Source organism: Klebsiella africana, assembly GCF_020526085.1.
GTDB classification, from domain to species: domain Bacteria; phylum Pseudomonadota; class Gammaproteobacteria; order Enterobacterales; family Enterobacteriaceae; genus Klebsiella; species Klebsiella africana.
Genome location: NZ_CP084874.1, coordinates 22776 through 45074, shown reverse-complemented (window position 1 = coordinate 45074; position 22299 = coordinate 22776). Strand labels below are relative to the sequence as shown.

24 protein-coding genes are annotated in these 22299 nt (G+C 59.6%); 8 read left to right on the top strand and 16 right to left on the bottom strand.

Translation table 11 applies throughout. From position 1 onward, the window contains the following. Nucleotides 1-21 precede the first annotated feature (21 nt). From phnV to phnR, 5 genes are all read right to left on the bottom strand, one after another. Complete coding sequence (phnV, locus tag LGL98_RS00230; RefSeq protein ID WP_004145044.1) at nt 22-819, bottom strand: 2-aminoethylphosphonate ABC transport system, membrane component PhnV; 798 nt, start codon at nt 817-819, stop codon at nt 22-24. 2 nt (nt 820-821) lie between these two features. After that, nucleotides 822-1682 (bottom strand): 2-aminoethylphosphonate ABC transporter permease subunit, encoded by an 861-nt coding sequence (phnU, locus tag LGL98_RS00225; protein ID WP_136031697.1) that lies wholly within the window; start codon nt 1680-1682, stop codon nt 822-824. Next, complete coding sequence (gene phnT / locus LGL98_RS00220) at nt 1682-2794, bottom strand: 2-aminoethylphosphonate ABC transport system ATP-binding subunit PhnT (RefSeq protein ID WP_136031688.1); 1113 nt, start codon at nt 2792-2794, stop codon at nt 1682-1684. The genes phnU and phnT overlap by 1 nt, the downstream gene beginning before the upstream one ends. A gap of 5 nt (nt 2795-2799) precedes the next feature. Then, entirely contained in the window at nt 2800-3813 is a 1014-nt protein-coding gene (gene phnS, locus LGL98_RS00215; RefSeq protein ID WP_136031686.1) for a 2-aminoethylphosphonate ABC transporter substrate-binding protein, read from the bottom strand. 178 nt (nt 3814-3991) lie between these two features. Further along, nucleotides 3992-4711 carry a phosphonate utilization transcriptional regulator PhnR gene (phnR, locus tag LGL98_RS00210; RefSeq protein ID WP_136031684.1) on the bottom strand — a complete coding sequence of 240 codons (720 nt, stop codon included), beginning with the start codon at nt 4709-4711 and terminating at the stop codon, nt 3992-3994. Between the two features lie 141 nt (nt 4712-4852). Between phnR and phnW the strand changes: the two genes are divergently transcribed. Together phnW and phnX are read left to right on the top strand one after the other, a co-directional pair. Further along, complete coding sequence (gene phnW / locus LGL98_RS00205; protein ID WP_136031679.1) at nt 4853-5956, top strand: 2-aminoethylphosphonate--pyruvate transaminase; 1104 nt, start codon at nt 4853-4855, stop codon at nt 5954-5956. Nucleotides 5957-5965: 9 nt separating this feature from the next. Next, entirely contained in the window at nt 5966-6775 is an 810-nt protein-coding gene (gene phnX / locus LGL98_RS00200; RefSeq protein WP_136031677.1) for a phosphonoacetaldehyde hydrolase, read from the top strand. On the opposite strand, the gene nepI is transcribed toward phnX, so the two are convergent. The 3 genes from nepI to LGL98_RS00185 all read right to left on the bottom strand — a co-directional run bounded on the left by nepI (nt 6772) and on the right by LGL98_RS00185 (nt 9275). Continuing rightward, complete coding sequence (gene nepI, locus LGL98_RS00195) at nt 6772-7965, bottom strand: purine ribonucleoside efflux pump NepI (protein ID WP_136031676.1); 1194 nt, start codon at nt 7963-7965, stop codon at nt 6772-6774. The two genes, phnX and nepI, sit on opposite strands and share 4 nt — an antisense overlap. Before the next feature lie 230 nt (nt 7966-8195). Next, nucleotides 8196-8720, bottom strand: coding sequence for an SRPBCC family protein (locus LGL98_RS00190; RefSeq protein WP_020805057.1), 525 nt, complete (start codon nt 8718-8720; stop codon nt 8196-8198). 102 nt (nt 8721-8822) lie between these two features. Further along, the gene (locus LGL98_RS00185; RefSeq protein ID WP_135781748.1) at nt 8823-9275 is read right to left on the bottom strand and encodes a DUF1198 family protein; all 453 of its coding nucleotides are present in this window, start codon (nt 9273-9275) and stop codon (nt 8823-8825) included. 105 nt (nt 9276-9380) lie between these two features. On the opposite strand from LGL98_RS00185, the gene LGL98_RS00180 reads away from it, so the two are divergent. Further along, the gene (locus tag LGL98_RS00180; protein WP_020805049.1) at nt 9381-10286 is read left to right on the top strand and encodes a LysR family transcriptional regulator; all 906 of its coding nucleotides are present in this window, start codon (nt 9381-9383) and stop codon (nt 10284-10286) included. A 47-nt stretch (nt 10287-10333) separates the two neighbouring features. Here LGL98_RS00180 and uhpT read toward each other — a convergent pair whose 3' ends face one another. The 7 genes from uhpT to ivbL form a co-directional block, all read right to left on the bottom strand. Continuing rightward, a complete protein-coding gene (gene uhpT / locus LGL98_RS00175; protein ID WP_136031674.1) occupies nt 10334-11725 on the bottom strand; it encodes a hexose-6-phosphate:phosphate antiporter UhpT in 1392 nt (463 codons plus the stop codon). A 145-nt stretch (nt 11726-11870) separates the two neighbouring features. After that, on the bottom strand, nt 11871-13199 hold the full coding sequence (locus tag LGL98_RS00170; protein WP_136031672.1) for an MFS transporter: 1329 nt from the start codon (nt 13197-13199) through the stop codon (nt 11871-11873). A gap of 11 nt (nt 13200-13210) precedes the next feature. Beyond that, complete coding sequence (gene uhpB / locus LGL98_RS00165; RefSeq protein ID WP_168435297.1) at nt 13211-14692, bottom strand: signal transduction histidine-protein kinase/phosphatase UhpB; 1482 nt, start codon at nt 14690-14692, stop codon at nt 13211-13213. A 17-nt stretch (nt 14693-14709) separates the two neighbouring features. Next, nucleotides 14710-15303 carry a response regulator transcription factor UhpA gene (uhpA, locus tag LGL98_RS00160; RefSeq protein ID WP_136031668.1) on the bottom strand — a complete coding sequence of 198 codons (594 nt, stop codon included), beginning with the start codon at nt 15301-15303 and terminating at the stop codon, nt 14710-14712. A gap of 152 nt (nt 15304-15455) precedes the next feature. Beyond that, a complete protein-coding gene (gene ilvN, locus LGL98_RS00155; RefSeq protein WP_002923283.1) occupies nt 15456-15743 on the bottom strand; it encodes an acetolactate synthase small subunit in 288 nt (95 codons plus the stop codon). 3 nt (nt 15744-15746) lie between these two features. Beyond that, nucleotides 15747-17435, bottom strand: a complete 1689-nt coding sequence (ilvB, locus tag LGL98_RS00150; RefSeq protein WP_136031666.1) for an acetolactate synthase large subunit — start codon at nt 17433-17435, stop codon at nt 15747-15749. A gap of 104 nt (nt 17436-17539) precedes the next feature. Further along, entirely contained in the window at nt 17540-17635 is a 96-nt protein-coding gene (gene ivbL, locus LGL98_RS00145) for an ilvB operon leader peptide IvbL (protein WP_002923286.1), read from the bottom strand. A 12-nt stretch (nt 17636-17647) separates the two neighbouring features. Here ivbL and LGL98_RS00140 point away from each other — a divergent pair, with 12 nt between their 5' ends. From LGL98_RS00140 to emrD, 5 genes are all read left to right on the top strand, one after another. Beyond that, entirely contained in the window at nt 17648-17815 is a 168-nt protein-coding gene (locus LGL98_RS00140) for a hypothetical protein (RefSeq protein WP_168435295.1), read from the top strand. Nucleotides 17816-18267: 452 nt separating this feature from the next. Further along, nucleotides 18268-18387, top strand: a complete 120-nt coding sequence (gene tisB / locus LGL98_RS00135) for a type I toxin-antitoxin system toxin TisB (RefSeq protein ID WP_004145059.1) — start codon at nt 18268-18270, stop codon at nt 18385-18387. Nucleotides 18388-18477: 90 nt separating this feature from the next. After that, nucleotides 18478-18924, top strand: coding sequence for a GNAT family N-acetyltransferase (locus LGL98_RS00130; RefSeq protein WP_002923294.1), 447 nt, complete (start codon nt 18478-18480; stop codon nt 18922-18924). A 67-nt stretch (nt 18925-18991) separates the two neighbouring features. Further along, a complete protein-coding gene (locus tag LGL98_RS00125; protein WP_136031663.1) occupies nt 18992-19825 on the top strand; it encodes an EamA family transporter in 834 nt (277 codons plus the stop codon). Nucleotides 19826-19999: 174 nt separating this feature from the next. Further along, nucleotides 20000-21184, top strand: coding sequence for a multidrug efflux MFS transporter EmrD (gene emrD / locus LGL98_RS00120; RefSeq protein WP_136031661.1), 1185 nt, complete (start codon nt 20000-20002; stop codon nt 21182-21184). Between the two features lie 177 nt (nt 21185-21361). On the opposite strand, the gene dsdC is transcribed toward emrD, so the two are convergent. Then, entirely contained in the window at nt 21362-22285 is a 924-nt protein-coding gene (gene dsdC / locus LGL98_RS00115) for a DNA-binding transcriptional regulator DsdC (RefSeq protein ID WP_136031660.1), read from the bottom strand. Nucleotides 22286-22299: the final 14 nt, after the last annotated feature.

The window sequence follows — 22299 nt, the reverse complement described above, 5'->3', positions numbered from 1 at the left end:
CCTGGTGGCGTCATCAATTCTTTATCTCTGGCTTAATCGGCGGGCGATACGCTCAAGCTTCATCATCAACAGCAGCGTGACGCCCACCAGCACAATGGTCAGCGCCGAGCCATCGGCGATATTGCCGCGATCGGTGAGGCTGAAAATGGTCACCGGCAGCGTCGTCCAGCCCGGCGGATAGATCATCACCGTCGCCCCTAACTCTCCCATCGACAACGACAGGCTCAGCGCCAGCGCCGAGATCATCCACGGCGTCATCAGCGGCAGCGTCACATGACGCAAGCGATACCACGGTGAAGCGCCCAGGCTGGAGGCGACGTTTTCAATATCAGCGGAAATCCGCGCCAGCCCGGTCGTTACGTTGCTGAAGGTAAAGGCGGAGATCAGCACGAAGTGCGCCGCCAGGACGATAAAGAAGGTGCCGTTCATCTGCAGCGGCCCCTGGCTGAAGGCCACCAGAATGCCCAGCCCGACGGATACCGAGGGGATGGCGCTGGGCAGATAAAACGCCAGGCCAAGATATTTCTGTAGCGTCGCGCCATACTGGCGCAGCGCCAGCGCCGCCCACATCCCGCACAGCAGCGCCAGCAGGCTGGCGCAGAAGCCCACCATCAGGCTCGAAAACAGCGAATCCCACGCCGCGCCGCGAAAGGCGTTAACAAAGTGGGCAAAGGTAAAGCCGGTGGGCAACAGGCCATTCCATTGTTTACTCAGGCTGGAGAGTAAAATCACCGCCAGCGGCAGCAGGAAAACGCCGGCAAAGAGCGTGACCGCCAGCGCGCCCGCCGCCGCGCGGCCTTTACGCGACCAAATCAACATCGTTAACTCCTTACGCCAGTGCGCGCCGCAGCCAGCCGATAGAGCATAAACAGCCCCAGCGACAGCAGAATATTCATCAGCGCAATCATGCAGGCCACGCTGTAATCCGACTCCAGAATCGCCTTGCTGTAGACCATCATCGGCAGGGTATTAACCCCTTTGGCGCCAATAAACAGCACGATCCCGAACTCGTTAGTGGTCAATAGCAGGCACAGGCTGCCGCCCGCCATCAGCGCCGGGAGCGCCGCCGGGAAGATAACCTGGGTAATCACCCGTAACGGGTGAGCGCCGAGAATACTCGCCGCTTCCAGCTGGCTCTTATCTATCTGCCGCAATCCCGCCATCAACGGGCGCATCACCAGCGGCGTAAAGACGGTAATCTCCGCCAGAATCACGCCGTTTATTGAATAGAGAAAGTCTACCGGCGGCAGTTCAAAAGCAAACAGCGCCATCAGGGCGCCGTTGAGCAGCCCCGCCGAGCCGTAAATAAAGGTGAACGCGAGAGTAATCAGGAAGGTCGGCAGCGCAATAAAAGTATCAATGAACCGGCCCACCAGTTGGCTGCCGGGGAACGGAATAAACACCAGAATCAGCGCCAGGACGCTGCCGAGCACCAGGCAGCCAAGGGTAGCGAACACTGCAATCTGTAAGGTATTGAGCAGCGCGCCAATAAAGCGTTTTGAGTCAATCACCTGCCAGAAGGTCTCGAGGCTCAGGTTGCCGTCGGCGTCGCGTAGTGCCTGTTCGGCGATTAGCAGTAGCGGATAGAAAAACAGCGTCGCCAGCACCAGCAGCGGCAATACCAGCCACAGGTAAGGCCGTAAGTTTCGCGCCGGACGCGCAAGCGTGAGGGTTTGCGCCATCATTGCACCTCGATCAGAACCGCATCGCCAGGTTCGAAGTAGAGCGCCAGCTTGTCCCCCGCGCGCGGCAGTGGGTTGACGTGGGTCATGACGATCCGCACCGCTTCGCCCGCGACGTCGCACAGCAGATGCGTCAGATCGCCCTGCCAGTGTACCGAGGTCAGGGTAGCGTTGAGGCGATTACTGGTTGCCGATCGCGGCGCCAGGCTCATGTGCTGCGGGCGAATGCATAACAGCTTGTTGTTGCCATGCAGGCCGCCCCGGCTGAAGGCGTTAATCAGCCCGCCGCCGCAGCTCACGCTAACCAGCCCCGGCTCGGGGCTGTCTTTCAGCGCCGTCGCCTGCAGGATATTGGCGCGGCCAAGGAATTCGGCGCTAAAGCGGTTCGGCGGATAGTGGTACAGCTCGTGCGTTTCACCGTGGGCAATCAGCGACCCGTCTTTCATGATGCCGATTTTGTCCGCCAGGGTCAGCGCTTCGGTCTGATCGTGGGTGACGTAGAGAATGGTCAGTTCCGGCAGTTCGCGATGCAGACGGGCAATCTCTTCCACCATGTTATGACGAATTTGCGCATCCAGCGCCGACAGCGGTTCATCAAGCAACAATACCCGAGGACGCACGGCAATCGCGCGGGCTATCGCGACGCGCTGCTGCTGGCCACCGGAAAGCTGATGCGGGTAGCGGGTGGCGTAATCCGCCATACCGACGATTTTTAAGGCTTCAGCCACCCGCTCGGCGATAAGCCCCCTGGGCTGCTTTTGCGCCCGCAGGCCGAAAGCGACGTTATCTTCCACCTTCATATGCGGAAACAGCGCGTAGTTCTGCACCACCATCGCCAGCCCGCGTTTATACGGCGGCAGTTGAGTGACGTCTGTATCGCCGATCAGGATCCGCCCGCCAGCCGGTTGCACAAAACCGGCAATCGCCCGTAGCACCGTGGTTTTCCCGGAACCGGAAGGGCCTATCAGCGCCAGTACCTCACCGGGCTCAATGGTCAATGACAGCGGTTTTAAGACCACGTTGCCGTGATATGAAACACGCAGCGAGTCCAGGGTGATCCCGGACGTCCCCGCCAGCGACGGGGAAGAAGTGACGGTGGTTTTCATCAACATCAGGCTTACTCGCTATCGGTCACTTTATGCCAGCGGGCAATGTCAGCCGACAGCGATACCGCGACATCATCCCAGTTCGGCTCCCAGCGCTTCACGCCGTCGAGCGCCGCTTTCGCCGCCTTAAAGTTAGCGTCATCCGGCGCCACGTCGTTGCGCACCGGTAAGCCCCAGGAGCGCGCGCTGACGCTGGATTGCGCCGGTTTATCCAGCAGGAAATTAATCAGCTTCTTGCCGTTTTCGCTGTTCGGTCCGTTTTGCACCAGTCCGATGGTGTAGGGCAGCGCCAGCGCGCTGCGCTCGCCTTTGTCATCCGCCGGCCAGAAAATTTTAACGTTCGGGTTACGCGCCATCTGCGACAGGTTCATCTGCAGATCGCCATTGGCGACGTACAGCTCGCCTTTGTTGACCAGCGCCGTCAGCTTGCCGGTCGAGGCCGATGGGCCGACATTATTGGCCTGCAGCTTACCCAGATAAGCAAAACCGGCGTCTTTACCGCCGAGGCTGTGGAACGCCTGCAGCATCACGGCGGTGCCATCCCCCGCCTGGCCCGGCGTGGAGTACTGCAACTTGTTCTTAAAGCGGCTATCCAGCAGATCCTGCCAGCTGGCCGGCGCGGTTTTCAGCAACTGGCTGTTATAGATGAAGGTCAGATAGTTGTTCACCAGCGGCGCGTAGCGGTCGTTAGCGCCGGGGATCTGCGCGCTACCTTGCGGGGTAAAGGTGGCCAGCAATTGTTCTTTCGCGGCGCGCTGGATAAACGGCGGCACCGTGACCAGCACGTCAGCCTGCGGATTGGTACGCTCCTTCGCCAGACGTTCGACGATCGCGCCGGAGCCGCCTTCCACATACTGCACTTTGATGCCCGTCGCTTTGGTGAAGGCAGCGAACTGGCTCTGATACCAGCTGTTATCGCCGTCATGCAGGCCGTCGGCGGAGTAAACCGTGACGACGCCGTCCGCCCAAACCGGAGAGCTGGTCAGCGCGAACAGGGACAGCAGAGCAAGTCGGGAGAGTTTCATCGTATAAGCCTCATCAGATAGTCAGTTGTTCTGGTGTAGACCAGATTTGTCTTCACGCTACCGTGGATTTATGACAAAACGATGAAAGAAGTGTGTCGAAGGAGTTAAAACGAGCGGGATGCGTAGCCCCGGTAAGCGCTAGCGCCACCGGGGAGATGAAAAAATTTAACTAATAAAATCAATGGGTATCGACTTCGATCCGCAGGCTGTCATGCCGCCAGTATTCAATATCGTAGTCGAGAATACGCCCATGCTGATCGTAATTCAGACGGCGCAACAGCAGCGCCGGGCGCCCTTCCATCACCCCCAACGCCTCGGCGGCCTGCGGCGGCATGGAGGTGGGATAAAACGACAGATGCATACTGGTATAGATCAGGTCGTACTGAGTTTGATAAATCTCGGTCAGACTGCCGTTGAGATCATGGCGCAGCAGCTCAGGCACCCGCGCGGGCAGACAGTGGTTTTCGCAGTAGCACACCGGACGCCCGTCGGCATAGCGCAGGCGGGTCAGCAAATAGACCTGATCGAAGGGCTGCAGCGCCAGCGGCGCCATTACGTCCAGCGGCACGGCAGCCAGGCGGCCATCAAGCAGCACCGTTTTCGGTTCGCGCCCTTGCTCGAGACACAGCTTGTGGAAGTTGGTATTTTGCGTCGGATCCAGCCATAGACGCTCCGGCGTCACAAACCAGCCGCGGCGGTCGGCGCGGTAAATCACGCCGCTGGCCTCCAGCTGCGCCAGGCTCTCGCGTACCGTAATCCGGGTCGTGTTGAACAGCGCGCACAGCTCGCGCTCGGAAGGCAGCTTGTCGCCGCTTTTGAGGGCGCCGCTTTGAATACGCGCCTGCAGCTGCGCCTTAATCATCAGGTATTGCGGCATCTCGCCAGAGGGTGATTTCATGTTTACTCACTGCCACTTTTCGTGCGCTCATTATACATAGCCAGATGAATTTTTTGTTGCAGCGCCACATTTCCTTTGACCCTTCCCCAGCTTTGTCTCCATGATAAACATAAATCTGGTATAGACCAAATGGTGAGACAAATGACTTCACGGAATTACCTGCTGCTGACCCCCGGCCCGTTAACCACCTCCCGTACGGTGAAAGAGGCGATGTTGTTCGATAGCTGTACCTGGGATGATGATTACAATCTCGGCGTGGTACAGACCATTCGCCAGCAACTGGTGCAGTTGGCTACCCCGGCCGACGGTTATACCGCGGTGCTGCTGCAGGGCAGCGGCAGCTACGCGGTCGAAGCGGTGCTCGGCAGCGTCATCGGCGAACAGGGCAAAGTGCTGATCGTCAGCAATGGCGCCTATGGCGCGCGTATGATTGAGATGGCGCAGCTGATGGGCATCGCCTGCCACCCTTACGACTGCGGCGAAGTTGCCCGTCCGGACGCGGCGGCGATCGAACAGATCCTGCAGAACGACCCGGCGATCACCCATATCGCGATGGTACACAGCGAAACCACCACCGGCATGCTGAATCCGATCGAAGAGGTGGCCGAACTGGCGAAACAGTATGATAAACGCTATATCGTCGATGCGATGAGCAGCTTCGGCGGCATTCCACTGGATATCGCCGCGCTGAATATTGATTACCTGATAAGCTCCGCCAATAAATGCATTCAGGGCGTGCCGGGCTTTGCCTTCGTGATTGCCCGTGAAGCGGAGCTGGCCGCCTGCAAAGGCCGTTCGCGCTCGCTGTCGCTGGATCTGTACGCCCAGTGGCGCTGCATGGAAGATAACCACGGCAAGTGGCGCTTCACCTCGCCGACGCATACCGTGCTGGCCTTCGCCCAGGCGCTGAAAGAGCTGGCCCAGGAAGGCGGCATCAGCGCCCGCTATCGGCGCTACCGCAACAATCAGCGCCGTCTGGTCGCCGGGATGCGCGCGCTCGGCTTCCGGCCGCTGCTCGACGACAGCCTGCACTCGCCGATCATTACCGCCTTTTATTCACCGGATGCGCCGCAGTATCGCTTTCACACCTTTTACCAGAAGCTGAAAGATCAGGGCTTCGTTATCTATCCGGGCAAAGTATCGCAAAGCGACTGCTTCCGCATCGGCAACATTGGCGAAGTCTACGACGCCGATATCACCGCCCTGCTGGCGGCTATCGACAACGCCATGTACTGGAAACAATAAGGAACCGCCATGAACCGTATTAGCGCACTGATCCTTGACTGGGCAGGCACCACCGTAGACTTCGGCTCTTTCGCCCCGACGCAAATTTTCGTCGAGGCCTTCCGCCAGGCCTTCGATATTGAAATCACTCTTGAAGAGGCCCGCGTGCCGATGGGGCTTGGTAAATGGCAGCACATTGAGGCGCTGGGCAAACTCCCTGCTGTCGATCGCCGCTGGCAGGCCAAATTTGGCCGCGCGATGACTGCCGCCGATATCGATGCGATCTATGCCGCGTTTATGCCGCTGCAAATCGCTAAGGTTGTCGATTTTTCCGCACCGATTGCCGGCGTGGTCGATACCCTCGCCGCGCTGCGCGCCGAGGGCCTGAAGATCGGCTCCTGCTCAGGTTATCCACGCCCGGTGATGGAAAAGCTGGTACCGGCCGCCGCCGCCCAGGGCTACGCCCCGGACCACTGGGTCGCCACCGATGACCTTGCCGCCGGCGGTCGTCCGGGCCCGTGGATGGCGCTGCAGAACGTGATTACCCTGGGCATAGACGATGTGGCCCACTGCGTGAAAGTCGATGACGCCGCACCGGGCATTAGCGAAGGGTTACATGCCGGGATGTGGAGCGTCGGCCTGGCGGTGTCCGGTAACGAATTCGGCGCAACCTGGGAGGCGTACCAGACGATGTCGAAAGCGGAAATCGCCACCCGCCGCGAGCGGGCGGCAGGCAAACTGTATGCCGCCGGGGCGCATTATGTGGTTGATACCCTGGCGGACCTTCCGGAAGTGATTGCCGACATCAACGCCCGGCTGGCAAAAGGCGAACGGCCTTAAGCGGGTGAATTCACCTTCACTTTGGTCGCCACCAGCAGGCCGGTAAACAACATTAATATTCCTGACAACACCAGCGGCGACAGCAGCCCTAAGTGGTCGAGCGCAATGCCGCCGACCGCGGCGCCGCAGGTGTTGGCAAGCTGGATCACCGCCACCTGAATCGACCCGGCTTTTTCCGCCTGATCGGAGAGGGAACGGGTGATCCACGTTGACCACCCCACCGGGATCAGCGCAAACGCGAAGCCCCAGATAATCGCCACCGTCGAGGCGACGATTTTGCTTTCTCCCCACAGCACCAGCGCCGCCGCGCAGGCGGTCAGCACCAGCGGCGAGATCGCCAGCGCCGCTTTCACCGAGCGTTTGAGCAGCACCGAGGAGAGCGAGGTGCCGATAAAGCTGGCGATACCAAAGCTCAGCAGCACCAGCGTCAGGCCGTCGACGTCAAAACCGGCGAGCGTCATGTATACCGGTCGAATATAGGTAAAGAAGGCGAACTGCCCGGCAAAGGCCATGAAAATGGCGCACATTCCGGCCATCACCCCCGGACGCTTCAGCAGACCAAACATATTTTGCTGCTGAGCCGCCGATTCACCGGGCAGCGATGGCAGCGCTTTCAGCACCCAGAGCGTACACAGCACGCCCATCACCGCCGCGCCGTTAAAGACGTTGCGCCAGCCGATAAGCCCGCCAAGGAAACTGCCCAACGGGGCGGCGATCACCAGCGCGATGGATACCGCGCCGAAGATAATCGATAGCGCTTTCGGCACCACGCGCATCGGCACCAGACGCATGGTCAGCGAGGCCGACATTGCCCAGAAACCGCCGAGCGCCAGGCCCAGACAGGCGCGCCCCAGCAGCAGCAGGGTGAAGCTATCGGCAAACGAAACCAGCAGGCAGGAAAGGGTTAGCAGCAGCGAAAACAGAATAACGACGTAGCGGCGATCGGTTTTACCTATCACCGTGGTGATAAACAGGCTGGAAAACATCGCGACGAATGCTGTCGTCGTTACCGACTGCCCGGCCATCCCTTCGGAGATGCCTAAATCCAGCGCCATCGGCGTTAGCAGACTGACTGGCAAAAACTCGACGGTAATCAGGCAGGCGACGCAGAAAGCAACCGCGAAGACCGCCGACCAGTTTGGCCGCGCGAGATCGCGTGCATGGGGTTTGGCTTCATTTGAATGACTCATGAGTGACCTGCGAAGAAAGTGGCGGAAAGCCGCGCAGTGTAACATTTTGTTTGTGACGAATTTAACGTTTTCGCAACTATTCTCGCTTTTCACGGCATGATACAAAGGGATAGCCTGAGAATATAGCCTTCGCCATTCTGCCGGATGGCGCTTACGCTTATCCGGCCTACAAGTGACGAGTGCGGAAACCGTAGGCCGGATAAGGCGCAGCCGCCATCCGGCACTCGGATTTACTCGCCGCGAGCCGATTTCACCAGCCCGCAAATCCATTCCTGGTGACCGTTAATCATCGGATTGGGCAACGTACGCGCCAGTTCCTGCGCCGGAACGCCCTTTTGCGACTCCTGGGTGAGGATGCGCACGCGTCCGCCGGGCAAATCTTCAAACAGCCACGCGTGGATCACATCAAGACGCGTTGTTGCATCTCCCTCCGCCCAGCCGTGCCAGGCTACGCGCGCCGCCTGTCCGGCAACGGGAGGAACATATTCGGTAATCTGCGCCTCAATCGGGAAGCCGAAGGTGCTGAAGCTGAAGCGGGCGTTGGCGCTGAGGGTCGGGCCGCTGCCGTCATGGAAATGGATATCGGCAACGTTGCTGTAATAGCCCGGCCACAGCGTGGTGTCATCGAGCTGCGCCCAAATCTGAGCTGCCGTCAGGCCGCTGACGATAATTTCATTGGAGGCAAAATTGTCGGTGGTGCCCGGCAGATACTCTTCCGGCCAGACGATTGCGCTTTGCTGTAGAGACTGTTTCATGATTAACCTCGTGAACGATTGTTTTAACGAGGTTAATCATGCGCCGGAGAGTGATATAAATCGAATCACCATCCTTGATAAGGCTCATAAGCAGCAGTGATATCAGTGCAACCAGTGCACGCCGTCTTCCGGGAGAAACAGGTCGTTATAGCGCTGCTGTAGGTTATGCAAATCGCTCACATCCGGGTCCAGTTCGCGCAGAAACCCTTGCGCCAGACGGATTTGCACGTCGGTAATCGGCGCCGCTAAACGCGCTTTTTGCATCAGGCGATACCAGTAATGCAGGTTTTTTTCGCTGGCGTCGACAATCGCAACCTGCCAGATCAGCAGCACCTGCGCGGCATTCTGCAGATGCGCTTCATTCGGCCGCTCAAGGTAACGCAAATACTCATTACCGGCGGCTTTTCCCAGCTGATCGATCATCGATTCCAGCGGGACGGGCGTAATGCCAAGGCGTTCGCTCAGGCGGCGGATCGCGCGGCGTGAATCAGAGGTAAGCACCCGAAATCCCACAACAAACACCACTACCAGGGTGGCCAGTCCTATCCAGATCATGCATCCTCTCATCCAATCGCGGCCTCACTATCATAATGGGAATTTGCCTGCTGTCGACTGGCGGACGTACCATAATGTGACTTATCGCGTTTGCGGATGGCTATCATGAAATCTGATATCAGAAACCTTGATCTCAACCTGCTTAAAGCCCTGGATGCGTTGCTCGATGAGCGCAGCGTGACCCGGGCGGCAGCGCGGCTGGCACTCACCCAGCCGGCGGTCAGCGGCATGCTCACTCGCCTGCGCGACGCCTTTAATGACCCGCTGTTTATCCGCGCCCCGCACGGCATGGTGCCGACGCTGCGCGCCCAGGCGCTGGCGGCTCCGGTAAAGCAACTGCTGACCGATGCTGAAACCCTGCTACAACCGGTCGTTTTCGATCCGTTGGAGGCTGATTTCACCTGGACCATCGCCGCGACGGATTATGCGTTGAAAGCGGTGATCGTGCCATTTATCGCCGCGCTGAAGCCAATGGCGCCGGGTATCCGCGTGCGCATTATTCCCGAATCTCCGGCCACGCTGCTGGCACAGACCGAACGCGGTGAAGTGGATATTGCGTTGTTAACGCCCCACGATACGCCGCCGGAACTGCACAGCCGGGCGCTGTATCAGGAAGAGTATGTCTGTCTGCTGCGCGAAGACCATCCACAGGCCAACCAGCCGCTAACGCTAGACCGTTTCTGTGCGCTGGAACATGTTCTGGTTTCATGGCAGGGCGATAGCTTTCGCGGCGTGACCGACGACGCACTGGCGGCGCTTGGTCGGACCCGGCGAGTAGGATTGTCGGTCAGCAGTTTTCTGGTGTTGCCGGAAGTGCTGGCGGTGAGTGAAATGATTGCCGTAGTACCACGCAGGCTGGCGAAAATGGCCAGCGGCATGAAAATCGCTGCTCCGCCGCTAGCGATCCCCGGTTTTACCAAAAGTATGGCCTGGCACGAACGCAATCATCGCGACCCGGCTCAACAGTGGCTGCGGGAGCTGCTGCTGCAAACCAGCCAGCAGGAACGATAAAAAAGCCCGGCGCAATGGCCGGGCAAGGTTACCAAATACCTGGTGAATCAGGCAGTCTGCAAAATACGGTTCTTTTTCTCGCGGCGAATTTTACGCTCTTCAAAGATAGCCACGATGGCCATCAGGCAGATACAGCCGATGGCGGCGGCGTCCAGCGCCGCAAAGGTGCCGGCCCAGCCGGTCAGGCCGAAGACCGGCGTGCCGTCGGCGATCATCCCGAGACCCAGTTTGGCGAAGCTATCGCCGATCAGATAGGCGAAGGTACCCTTGATTCCATCGGCGGCGCCGATCGCTTTTTTCGGCACAAAGCCGACGGCGGCGACGCCGATCAACAGCTGCGGACCAAACACCAGGAAGCCCAGCGCAAACAACGAGGCCAGATAGACGTACTGGTTGCTGGCGTGTTGGTAAATCCCAAGGGTGGCGATAATCAGCGCCAGCGCGATGCAGGCCACCAGCGCGCGGCGGCCGTTGGCCAGATCCGACAACCAGCCCCACAGTAATGTGCCAACCAGCGCGCCGACTTCAAACAGGGTAAAGCCCTGAATCGCCACCTCTTTAGACAGCTTCAGCTCCTGGAAGGCATACACGGTGGACCACTGATCGATACCGATACGCACCACGTAAAGGAAGATGTTGGAGAAGCACAGCAGCCAGATCACTTTGTTTTTCAGCACGTACTCAACAAAGATCTGCCACTTGGTCATCGCATTTTCTTCAGTCTCTTTGTCCTCTTCGCTGATCGCTTCGCCGAACAGCTCTTCCGCCGTGCCGAGGCCGTAGGATTCCGGCGAATCGCTACCGTAGCGCAGACCGATAAAGCCGACGATCAGCGCAATAATCGACGGGAAGATAAACATGCCGATCACGTGGCCGTCGAACAGATAGTTGGCGCCAAACAGCGCAACGCCCGCCGCGCCCGCGCCGCCGAGGTTGTGGGAGATATTCCAGAAGCCGAGGAAGGTGCCGCGTTTGCGGCGAGGCGTCCACTTGGTGATGGTGGAATAGCTGCACGAACCGCCGGTGCTCTGGAAAAAGCCGCTCAGCGCATAGAAGGCAATCATCAGGAACAGGCTGGTTGAACCCGCCCCCATGCTGGCGCTAAAGCCCAGCATACAGATGGCGGAGAGGATCAGCATAAACGGCAGGAACTGCTTGGTGTTTTTGCCGTCGGCATAATAAGAGACCAGCGTCTTGCCCACGCCGTAGGTGATGGAAAAGCCGAGGCCAATCATCCCCAGCTGCGTCATGCTCAACCCGTAGGTGGAGATCATGTCGTTCTGCGCGATGTTAAAGTTCTTGCGGATCAGATACATGGTCAGGTAGCCGATGAAGACCACCAGATAGGACTGCATGAAAGGTTTGAACCACATTTTGCGCCGCACATCGAGCGGCAGATCCAGGGTCGGCTTGCGCACCTGATTCAGAAAGGCCAGCATGGGTATCTCCTGAGCTGATTTTTTATGCCTGCGTAATAACCAGGCATTGTAAAAATCAGCGCGCCGTCTGGCCTGAGACGGCGTCCAGGTAAAACCGGGAAAATTTCTTAGTTTTGCCCCGTTCGCGGCCAAAGGGTGAGCTACATCACGCTTCGCTGGCGGTACGCGGCGCCTGCGCGTTTAAAAACGGCAACAGCAGCAGCGCGGAAATGCCGGCGGCAATCGCAATCACCACGAAGAATCCGGTCCAGTGCCAGATATCCATCACCTGCGCCAGCGGCCAGCCGGAAAGCGAGGCGCCAAGATAAGCGAACAGGCCGACAAACCCGGTTGCCGCCCCAGCGGCTTCTTTATGCGAACATTCCGCCGCCGCCATGCCGATCAGCATCTGCGGGCCGAAGACGAAGAACCCGGTGGTGAAGAAGCAGGCCGCCTGCATGACATAGCTGGCGAACGGCATCAGCCACAACCCGCCAACCGACAGCAAAATTCCGGCGGCGAAGATCAGGTTCATCGGCCCGCGATTGCCGTTAAACAGCTTATCCGAGCCCCACCCCGCCACCAGCGCGCCGATAAAACCGCCCAGCTCAAACATGGTCACCGCCGAGTTAGCGGTCACCAGATCGACGCCGAGCGTCTCCGACATATACAGATTGCCCCAGTCGTTAATTGCCGCCCGTACCACGTACACCAGCACATAGCACAGCGACAGCAGCCAGATATAGGGATTGGCCAGCACGTAGCGGGTCAGGATCTCCTTGCGCGTCAGCCCAGCGCCTTCCTGCTGCTGGGCGATTTCCAGCGCATCGTGACGCCAGTCGCCCACGGCGGGTAACCCCACCGCCTGCGGGCGATCGCGCAGCCGCCAGCACAAATACAGTCCGGCGAGGATTGCCAGACAGCCGGCAATCGTCATCCCCGCACGCCAGCCGTAATGCAGCGCCGCCGCCCCCACCACCATCGGGATCAGCGCGCCGCCGACGTTATGCGCGGTATTCCACAGCGCCCACCAGCCGCCGCGTTCAGTCCGCGAATACCAGGCCGTCAGCAGCCGGGCGCAGACCGGCGAGCCCCAGCCCTGGAAGAAGGCATTCAGCGCCCACAGCAGCGCGAAAGCCCACAGCGAGGTGGAAAAACCGAACAGAATATTCACCACGCCGGTGGCGATGAGTCCCAGCCCCATAAAATAGCGGGCGTCGGAGCGGTCGCTGACGATACCGGAGAGAAATTTCGACAGCCCGTAAGTGATGTAAAATAGCGTGGCCAGCAGGCCGATATCGCTGCGGGTCAGCACGTTGCTGGCAAGAATTTCAGGAACCGCGGCATTAAAGCTTTTGCGGGTAAAATAAAACAGCGCATAGCCAAGCCAGATGGTAAGCAGGATATGCCGACGCCAGTAACGATAGCGCTCGTCCAGCTCGCGTTTATCGCTAACTGGCGCGGCGTCCGGCGGCGCTTTTAAAAAGGCAAACATCGGCGCTCCTCTCAGGCGTAACGCAGCGGTAAATTGACGCACACGCGGGTACCATGTGTGCAGGAGATAGTTAACGTACCGCCCAGGGCGGTCACGCGTTCACGCATGCCGGTCAGGCCGAACCCCTGCAGATTCGAGCCCGGCGGCAGGCCGCAACCGTCATCTTCCAGCACCAGCATCAATCGCCCATCCTGCTGCCAGCCCTGGAGGGTGACGGCGCTGGCGCTGGCGTGCTTGACGATATTATTCAGCCCCTCCTGGCAAACGCGAAACAGCGTCACGCGCTGGTTTTCGCTCAGTCCCGCCTCGTTAATCCGCCATTCAAGGTGGCTAACGATGCCGCGGTCTTCCAGCTCCATTTCGCGCATCAACGAACGTATCGCCTGCTCCAGCGGCAGATCGTCAAGCTGGCGCGGACGCAGACGACCAAGCAGCCTTCGTACGGAGTCGTAAACCCCCAGCGACAGCTGTTCTATCAACTGGCCGCTCTGGCGTACGCTGGCGTTGCCCGGCGCCAGCCGCTGGACGATCCCCGCCTGAGTGCGAATCGCCGTGATAGTCTGGCCAATATCATCATGGAGCTCGCGCGCCACGTCACGGCGCACGCTCTCTTCCGTTTCCAGCAGGCGTTCCGCCAGCCGCCGATTTCGCGCCAGCTCCTTCTGTAGCGACTGGTTCAGCTCGCGCAATCGCTGGATCCCCGCCCCCAGCAGCAGCCCGGTCAGGCTCTGGGCCAGCAGGGAAAGCAATAAATCAACCGGGTGATCGTGCCAGGTCTGGCTGGCAATCAGCGCGATGGCGTTCATCAGGGTGGCGATCAGCGCCCCCTGCCAGCCGTAGTGCCAGGCGAGAGCGATAATCGGCAACGCCAGACAAAAAGGGGTAAAGCGGGAGAGCTCGGCGGGCAGCCCAAGCTGCAGCCACAGGCTAATGGTGAATAACAGCAGGTACCAGATCAGATGCCGCCCACGCCAGTTGACCGGCTGCGCCACCAGCGCCGGCCCCAGTGGCCGCCAGACGGTACTGGTAAGATAGTGCCAGATAACCAGGCAGGTCGGCGCCAGCGTCAGACCACCGGTCAGCGTTAACAGTAGCGCGGTCAATCCTTCGCTCCCTTGCGCCAGCCACGGCAGCGATTGCAGCAGCGCGGCGGCGATCAGCGCTCCGCCCTGGCGCAGCAGCGTCAGCCAGTCGCGCTGATGGCGATAGCGTGAAATCAACGCCACCGGTAGCAGGGTCAGCAGACTTCCGGTCACCAATATTATCGGGTGCGCCAGCGCCACTTCCTGCGCCAGCCAGAAGATAAGCAGCCACTCGGCTCCCAGCAGCACCGGCCAGTAGCCGCGCGGGCATTGCAGCATCAGCCCTAAACGCAGGCCAAAGGGAAACAGCAGCACCGCTAAATCCGCGCGTTCCACCAGATGCAGACTGATACTCCACAGGCAAAACCAGGCTGCGGAGAAGATAAAGGCGCAGCCGATCACCGACAGCAAGCGTGATACAACGGCCTTCATTGCCAGCTATCGAACATGCGGCGCGCCAGCTCAACGTCGTTGCTGACGCCCAGTTTTTCCAGCAGGTTGGCGCGGTGAACGTGAACGGTTTTCGGCGACAGGCCGAGCTCGGCGGCGATCTCTTTCACCGCCATCCCCTGCGCCAGCTTTTCCGCCACCTGGCGTTCGCGTTTGGTGAGCGGATCCTGGCGCCCGGCGGCCAGCTTCATGGCGATATCCGGCGTGAGATAGCAACCGCCCGCCGCCACCGTGCGCACCGCGGCGATCAGTTCATCCGGGCTACAGCGTTTCGACAGGAAGCCGCGCGCGCCGGCGTTCAGCGCCTGCTCGATCAGCGCCGGGCTATCGTGCACCGACAGCATGATGGTCGCCATCCCCTTCGGCAGCTGGCTGAGCAGCTCCAGCCCGGAAATATCCGGCATTGAGATATCGCAGATACAGACCTGTACACCGCGCCCCGGTAGCCCCGCCAGCGCCTCGCGGCCGCTACCAAATTCGGCAACAACCTGAAAATCAGCTTCCAGCCCCAGCAGCTGTGCAAAACCGGAGCGGACAATCAAATGATCGTCAATAAGGGCGATGATAGTCATGGTATGTCCTGGTGCCTGAAAGCGCCGGATGGCGGCGTAAACGCCTTATCTGGCCTACGGATCCACTCCCTGTAGGCCGGATAAGCGCAGCGCCATCCGGCAAAGGCGCTTACCTTAACCATAAGCACCTTACCGTTCAAGCCTTGCGCGATTTACTCGAAGAACACCGCAATTTTGTTAAACATGGTGGGATCGGACTGGTTGCGCGCCACTTTAGTGACATCTTCCAGCTTTTCAATCTGGCTAATCATCTGCCCGAGACGCTGATCGTCGTTTACCAGCAGCCAGATACGGCTGTGTTCGCTGCCCTGAATCGGTAGACAGAGAATGCCTTCGACGTTAAACGCCCGGCGGGCAAATAGACCGCAGACGTGGGTCATGACGCCGGGGTGGTTGCGGACGGTGAGTTCCAGAATGACGTTATCACATTGTTTTTGCATGGCTTATTCCCCCACCATTTCAGTATTGGCCGCACCCGGCGGTACCATCGGATACACTTTCTGCTGCGCGTCGATGCGCACGTGGATCAGCGCCGGCCCCGGACGGTCGATGATCGCCTGCAGCGCCGCCTGCGGATCGGCTTCGTTATTTAAATCACAGGTTTGCAGACCAAAACCGGCGGCGATCTGCATAAAGTTAATCATCCCCGGATAGGTGGCGGCAAAAACGCCCTGCTGATAGAACAGGCTCTGCTGCTGATGCACCAGCCCCAGCGCTTCGTTGTTCAGCAGGATAATTTTGACATCCAGCTGATTTTCAGCGGCGGTGGCCATCTCCTGAATATTCATCATCAGACTGCCATCGCCGGAGAAGCAGATAACCTTGCGCTGCGGATTCGCCAGCGCCGCGCCGATGGCCGCCGGCAGGCCGAAGCCCATGGTACCGAGACCGCCGGAAGTCAGCCACTGGCGCGGACGGTTGAGCGGATAGGCCTGCGCCGTCCACATCTGATGCTGGCCCACATCGGTGGTAATGATCGCCTCATCGTCAACGCAGGCGGCCACGGCGTTAATCAGGCCGTAATGGGAGAGCGGATCGCTTTCCTGCGGGATGGCGCAGGGGAATTCTCTTTGTAAATCAGCCACCAGCTGGCGCCACTCATCACGCGGCTGCGCCTCAATTTGCGGAATAAGCTGGGCCAAGACCTCCGCCACATCGCCCTGAATCGCCACGTGCGGTTGCTTGATTTTGCCCAGCTCAGCGCGGTCGATATCGACGTGGATAATTTTCGCATTCGGGCAAAACTGTTCGGTCTTGCCAATCGCCCGGTCATCAAAACGCGCGCCTAAAACAATCAGTAAATCCGCTTCCTGCAGAATGAAGTTGGTACTGCGCGCGCCGTGCATCCCCAGCATCCCCAGCGACAGCGGATGCGCTTTCGGCAGCATGCCCAGCGCCATCAGGGTCATGGTGGTCGGCAGGTTGCCTTTTTCCGCCAGCTCGCGAATCGGCTGCGGCGCGTTAATCACCCCGCCGCCCAGATAGAGCACCGGACGCTTCGCCGCGTTGATCATCGCCGCCGCCTCACGCACGCTTTCAGGCGCGAATGCCGGGGCCGGGGCGCGTTCTCCCGGCTCTGGCAGCGTTTCCAGTTCAATCGTCGCCGACTGCACATCCTTAGGAATGTCTATCCACACCGGCCCGGGACGCCCGGACTGAGCAATACGGAAGGCGTCGCTGATCACCTGCGGCAGCTCGGCGATATCGCGCACCAGATAGTTATGCTTAGTGATGGGGATAGAGATGCCGTAGGTATCGACTTCCTGGAAAGCGTCGGTACCGATCATCGAGGCTGGCACCTGGCCGGTAATGCAGACCAGCGGAATCGAGTCCAGGCGGGCATCGGCAATCGCCGTCACCAGATTCGTCGCCCCCGGGCCGCTGCAGGCCATACAGACCGCCGGTTTGCCTTCTGTACGCGCCATTCCCTGGGCGATAAAGCCCGCGCCCTGCTCGTGGCGCGCCAGGATATGGCGGATCTGCGTGCTTTGGCTTAAGGCATCATAGATAGGCAGGATGGAGCCGCCCGGAATGCCGCTAACCATAGTGATACCCTGGCGTTCCAGTAAATGAACAACCAGCTGCGCGCCGGTAAAGCGCATTGTGTTTGATGTGGTGCCCGAACTTGCCATGCTCCAGTCCTTTTCTTCTGGGCCGACTTTACCGGGGGGCTCGCCAACAAAAAACCCCGCTCGGTTTGCGCCGGCGGGGTTTGGAATTCGTGTTGTTCCGGACCCTACGGCGCATTGCCGACGACGACCACCACAGACACGACGACCACCGCGGCAGGCGCGGTTTTTAGTAGGGTCGAAGCGATCAGGGTTGCGTTCATTAGGGACCTGTTGTGTCAATAAATAAGCTGAATTTATACAAACACAGGTTTTACGTTTTCACAATGGATTTATTTTCATCCACGAAAATTTGCGCGAAAGATCACAGTTCGGCGCAAAAGGGCAGAAAACAAAAAACCCCGCCGGAGCGAGGTTTTTATCAGCATGGTTACAGTTGGTAGCCGCAAGCACACTGTATTACGTCAACGCCAAAAGTATACGCGATCGCTGCAGTTCGCGCAATTTAAGGTCGGTTTTTCTCTGTCATAGAGTATGGATGAGAGGGGCGGATTTGTCCAAAAAATACTGTTCATCCATACAGTGTTTATCTATACTGGGTGTGTTCACTTTGTGCCATTCGGGGGCCGCAAGTTTGACCGGCGCAACGAAGTCCTGGCTGAAACGGGTGGTGCCGTCAGTGCCTTAACCCCGAGAGAGCACACTGTGTTACGTCAACAACGTGCAGTGTCTGGCCCGCGCGGCAACGCATGGCTCAGCGCTGCGCACCCCTGTCGTTGCAGGCGGCGGGCCGGGAAGCCGTCCATGGAAAGGACAAACTATCGGCCAGGGCAGACGCCGCCAGCGACAGGCAGGGATAAGCTGGCAACGGGCAGCGGAAAGGTACGTCAGCTTATTGTGCTCCTTAACCACAGGAGACGCGCGTATGGGCGGAATGGATATTATTATTTTGATCCTGAAACTCATGGTTGCTGTGTTGCAACTACTTGATGCAGTCCTGAAACAGTTCCGCTGATTCAGGTTCAAGTCGCACCTGAGGGGGGCGGGAAACCGCCCCCCTGCAGGCGCCCGCCGGGCGTCCCGGGATGACTTGATGGAGGATGCTATGCCACCCCTGTTAATTGCCGCCACGACGCCGGATGCCCCGGGGTTCGCGGCGCTACGAATTGAAAGCCTTGAACAGCATTTCAATATGCTGCGCCGCCTGGCGGAAAACTGGCAGAGCGGCAAAAACCGCTTTAACGCGCCGGGCGAAACGCTGCTGGGCGCCTTTGTGAACCACCAGCTGGTAGGGGTATGCGGCATCAATAGCGATCCCTTCAGTCCGCAGCCGCGGGCCGGGCGCATTCGCCACCTCTACATCAGCGAACGCTACCGACGCCGGGGGATCGGCCAACAGCTGCTGGTCTCGGTTATCACCCACTCCAGCGCCTGGTTCGATTTTCTCAACACCCATGCCCCGGCGCAGGCCTGGCCCTTTTATGAAAGGCTTGGTTTTCGCCCGGTGTACGATGAGCCACGGGTGACGCATCGCCTGTTTTGTTCGCTTTAGTCCCCGCTGGCAGGCTGCGCGGGCGCATGTTACAGTCCAGTGACCTTCACTGTTGAACCTGTCTGCGATGACCCTCACCGTATTCTGCATTTTGCTGTTTGCCGCCCTGCTGCACGCCAGCTGGAACGCTATCGTCAAAGCCAGCGGCGATAAAATGTACGCGGCGATCGGCGTCAGCGGCTCGGCCGCGCTGATCGCCCTGGTGATGCTGCCCTTTGCCCCGCAGCCAACGCTTGCCAGCGCCCCCTATCTGCTGGCGTCGTGCGCGTTACAGGTGGTGTATACAGTGCTGGTGGCGAAGACCTACCAGGTGTCAGATATGAGCCAGACCTATCCGCTGATGCGCGGCACTGCGCCGCTGCTGGTGGCGGCGATCAGCGTGCTGTTCCTCGGCGATCGTCTGTCGCCGCTGGCCTGGCTGGGCATCGGCGTGATCTGCCTGGCGATTCTGGCGATGGCCTTTCACGGCCGCGTTAGCTCTCGCAAAGGCATCGCGCTGGCGCTGATCAATGCCTGCTTTATCGCTGGCTACACGCTGGTAGACGGCACCGGCGTCCGGCTGGCGGGCTCTGCGCTCGGCTATACCCTGTGGACCTTTTTTATGAACGGCTTCTGCCTGCTGTGCTGGGCCATGGTGGCGCGGCGGCGTGAGGCCAGTCGTTATTTACGCCAGCACTGGAAAAAGGGCATCCTCGGCGGTGTCGGCACCATGGGCTCCTACGGCCTGGCGCTATGGGCGATGACCCAGGCCCCGCTGGCGGTGGTCGCCGCGCTACGTGAAACCTCCATTCTCTTCGGCGCGCTGATCGCCTTTATCGTCCTGAAAGAGCAACTGATGCCGCTGCGCATCGTGGCCGCCTGCGGGATTGCCGCCGGGGCGATCCTCCTGCGCCTGGCGTAGCTGAAATGGCAACATTAGTTGCCGTTCCTGTTTACATAATCTGCCTGGAATTCCCTCAACAATCGGCTCTTTGCAGTTGTTCTGTCATTTTAATATGGTAGATTCCTCCATCGTTTACGGGATGTGCCAGTCACATATTCTTCATTTCTCTTTACTCACGAAGTATTCATCGACATGAAACGGCATAAGAACTTCAATTTGTTGTTGATGCTGGTACTGCTGGTGGCCGTTGGCCAGATGGCGCAGACCATTTATATTCCGGCCATCGCCGACATGGCGGTCGCGCTGAACGTCCGCGAAGGGGCGGTACAAAGCGTGATGGCGGCCTACCTGCTGACCTATGGTATTTCACAGCTGTTCTACGGCCCGCTCTCTGACCGCGTCGGTCGCCGTCCGGTGATCCTCGTCGGGATGTCGATTTTTATGTTGGCGACGCTGGTAGCTATTACCACCCATAGCCTGCCGGTGCTGATCGCCGCCAGCGCCATGCAGGGGATGGGCACCGGGGTCGGTGGCGTGATGGCGCGTACCCTGCCCCGCGACCTGTACGAAGGCGCTCAGCTGCGTCATGCTAATAGCCTGTTAAATATGGGGATTCTGGTCAGCCCGCTGATTGCCCCGCTGCTCGGCGGCATTCTCGACACCCTGTGGAGCTGGCGCGCCTGCTACGCTTTCCTGCTGGTCCTGTGCGCCGGCGTGACCTTTAGCATGGCGAAGTGGATGCCGGAAACGCGTCCGGAAGGCGCGCCGCGCACCAAACTTCTGGCCAGCTACAGAACGCTGTTCGGCACTGGCGCCTTTAACTGCTATCTGCTGATGCTGATCGGCGGCCTGGCGGGAATTGCGGTATTCGAAGCCTGCTCCGGGGTGCTGATGGGCGCGGTGCTCGGCCTGAGCAGCATGGCGGTGAGTATTCTGTTTATTCTGCCGATCCCGGCGGCGTTCTTCGGCGCGTGGTTCGCCGGCCGCCCCAACAAGCGTTTCCCGACGCTGATGTGGCAGTCGGTTATCTGCTGCCTGCTGGCGGGTTTGATGATGTGGATCCCTGGGCTGCTGGGCATCATGACCGTCTGGACTTTGCTGGTGCCTGCGGCGCTGTTCTTCTTCGGCGCCGGGATGCTGTTCCCGCTCGCCACCAGCGGCGCAATGGAGCCGTTCCCGTTCCTCGCCGGAACCGCCGGGGCACTGGTTGGCGGCTTGCAGAATATCGGCTCCGGCGTGCTGGCCTGGCTGTCGGCGATGATGCCGCAAACCGGTCAGGGCAGCCTCGGTCTGCTGATGATGCTGATGGGCCTGTTGATTCTGCTATGCTGGCTGCCGCTGGCCTCGCGCTTCACCCACCATCAGCAGCCGGTATAAGCGCGGCGGTCGTTCTCCGGATGGCGGCTGAGGCCTTATCCGGGCTACCGTTCTGATGAAGGCCTCCGGCAGTGGGTTGCGCAGAACCGTAGCCCTGCTAAGCGTAGCGCAAGCAGGGAAATCCCCGGATAGCGGCTTACGCCTTATCCGGGCTACCCCCGGGTGGCGGCTTTTACCCTATGTCAGACTGTGCAGCCACTCGATAAAGGCGTCGATTTTCGGCCATTGACGGCCCGGCAGGGTGGTCACGTAATAATGCTGATGGCATTTCATCGTCATCTCGCCGAACGGCGCGATAAGCTCCCCGCTCTCTAACCGCTTCTGCACCAGCCGTTTACGCCCCATCGCTACCCCGACATGATTCATCGCCGCAATCACCGCTAAGTCAGAACGATCGAAGCCAATGCCCGACGATTGCGGCAATTCAATCCCAAATTGCTGTGCCCAACTGAACCATTCATCGGTGCCGGAATCATTGCTCCATGCCTGGCGATCGTGAAGCAGTGTACAGTGGCGCAGATTGGCAGGATTTGACGTTAACTGCAGCTGGTGGGCGTATTGCGGCGTACATACCGGCACGATCGCCTCATCCATTAGAAAATGATGGCTGAGTTGCGACGACGGCGCGTCATCGAAATAGATTGCCAGATCGATACCCGCCCGCTGCAGGTTGACGTTATCGTTGCCGGTCAGCACAGTCAGCGAGATGGCCGGATAGCGGCGGCTGAAATCCCCCAACGCGGGCACCAGCCAACACTGGGCGATTGAGGGCCGCGAGTAAACCGTCAGACTGCCGGAGAGCTCCTGGTTTTTGATGTCGAGGATCTCCTGATTCAGGCCATCCAGCGACGACTTCAGCGCCCAGTAAACGCGCTTCCCTTCGCGCGTCAGCTCCACTTTGCGGTGCGAGCGGACAAAGAGCTGGATCCCCAGCTCCTCTTCCAGCTGATTAATCCGGTGACTGACCGCGCTTGGGGTGAGCGCCAGCTCGTCGGCGGCAAGGGCGAACGACTCATGCCGCGCCGCCACCTCAAACGTCGACAGCCTGGAGAGCTGCCAGCCGTTGAGCAACCGGATACCTAAGGTGTTTAGTACATCCATTGCATGCTCCTGGC

Excerpts from the sequence above, each read along its gene's own strand:
- phnV (WP_004145044.1), bottom strand. The coding sequence starts at position 819 with ATGTTGATTTGGTCGCGTAAAGGCCGCGCGGCGGCGGGCGCGCTGGCG.
- phnU (WP_136031697.1), bottom strand. The coding sequence starts at position 1,682 with ATGGCGCAAACCCTCACGCTTGCGCGTCCGGCGCGAAACTTACGGCCT.
- phnT (WP_136031688.1), bottom strand. The coding sequence starts at position 2,794 with ATGTTGATGAAAACCACCGTCACTTCTTCCCCGTCGCTGGCGGGGACG.
- phnS (WP_136031686.1), bottom strand. The coding sequence starts at position 3,813 with ATGAAACTCTCCCGACTTGCTCTGCTGTCCCTGTTCGCGCTGACCAGC.
- phnR (WP_136031684.1), bottom strand. The coding sequence starts at position 4,711 with ATGAAATCACCCTCTGGCGAGATGCCGCAATACCTGATGATTAAGGCG.
- phnW (WP_136031679.1), top strand. The coding sequence starts at position 4,853 with ATGACTTCACGGAATTACCTGCTGCTGACCCCCGGCCCGTTAACCACC.
- phnX (WP_136031677.1), top strand. The coding sequence starts at position 5,966 with ATGAACCGTATTAGCGCACTGATCCTTGACTGGGCAGGCACCACCGTA.
- nepI (WP_136031676.1), bottom strand. The coding sequence starts at position 7,965 with ATGAGTCATTCAAATGAAGCCAAACCCCATGCACGCGATCTCGCGCGG.
- LGL98_RS00190 (WP_020805057.1), bottom strand. The coding sequence starts at position 8,720 with ATGAAACAGTCTCTACAGCAAAGCGCAATCGTCTGGCCGGAAGAGTAT.
- LGL98_RS00185 (WP_135781748.1), bottom strand. The coding sequence starts at position 9,275 with ATGATCTGGATAGGACTGGCCACCCTGGTAGTGGTGTTTGTTGTGGGA.
- LGL98_RS00180 (WP_020805049.1), top strand. The coding sequence starts at position 9,381 with ATGAAATCTGATATCAGAAACCTTGATCTCAACCTGCTTAAAGCCCTG.
- uhpT (WP_136031674.1), bottom strand. The coding sequence starts at position 11,725 with ATGCTGGCCTTTCTGAATCAGGTGCGCAAGCCGACCCTGGATCTGCCG.
- LGL98_RS00170 (WP_136031672.1), bottom strand. The coding sequence starts at position 13,199 with ATGTTTGCCTTTTTAAAAGCGCCGCCGGACGCCGCGCCAGTTAGCGAT.
- uhpA (WP_136031668.1), bottom strand. The coding sequence starts at position 15,303 with ATGACTATCATCGCCCTTATTGACGATCATTTGATTGTCCGCTCCGGT.
- ilvN (WP_002923283.1), bottom strand. The coding sequence starts at position 15,743 with ATGCAAAAACAATGTGATAACGTCATTCTGGAACTCACCGTCCGCAAC.
- ilvB (WP_136031666.1), bottom strand. The coding sequence starts at position 17,435 with ATGGCAAGTTCGGGCACCACATCAAACACAATGCGCTTTACCGGCGCG.
- ivbL (WP_002923286.1), bottom strand. The coding sequence starts at position 17,635 with ATGAACGCAACCCTGATCGCTTCGACCCTACTAAAAACCGCGCCTGCC.
- LGL98_RS00130 (WP_002923294.1), top strand. The coding sequence starts at position 18,478 with ATGCCACCCCTGTTAATTGCCGCCACGACGCCGGATGCCCCGGGGTTC.
- LGL98_RS00125 (WP_136031663.1), top strand. The coding sequence starts at position 18,992 with ATGACCCTCACCGTATTCTGCATTTTGCTGTTTGCCGCCCTGCTGCAC.
- emrD (WP_136031661.1), top strand. The coding sequence starts at position 20,000 with ATGAAACGGCATAAGAACTTCAATTTGTTGTTGATGCTGGTACTGCTG.
- dsdC (WP_136031660.1), bottom strand. The coding sequence starts at position 22,285 with ATGGATGTACTAAACACCTTAGGTATCCGGTTGCTCAACGGCTGGCAG.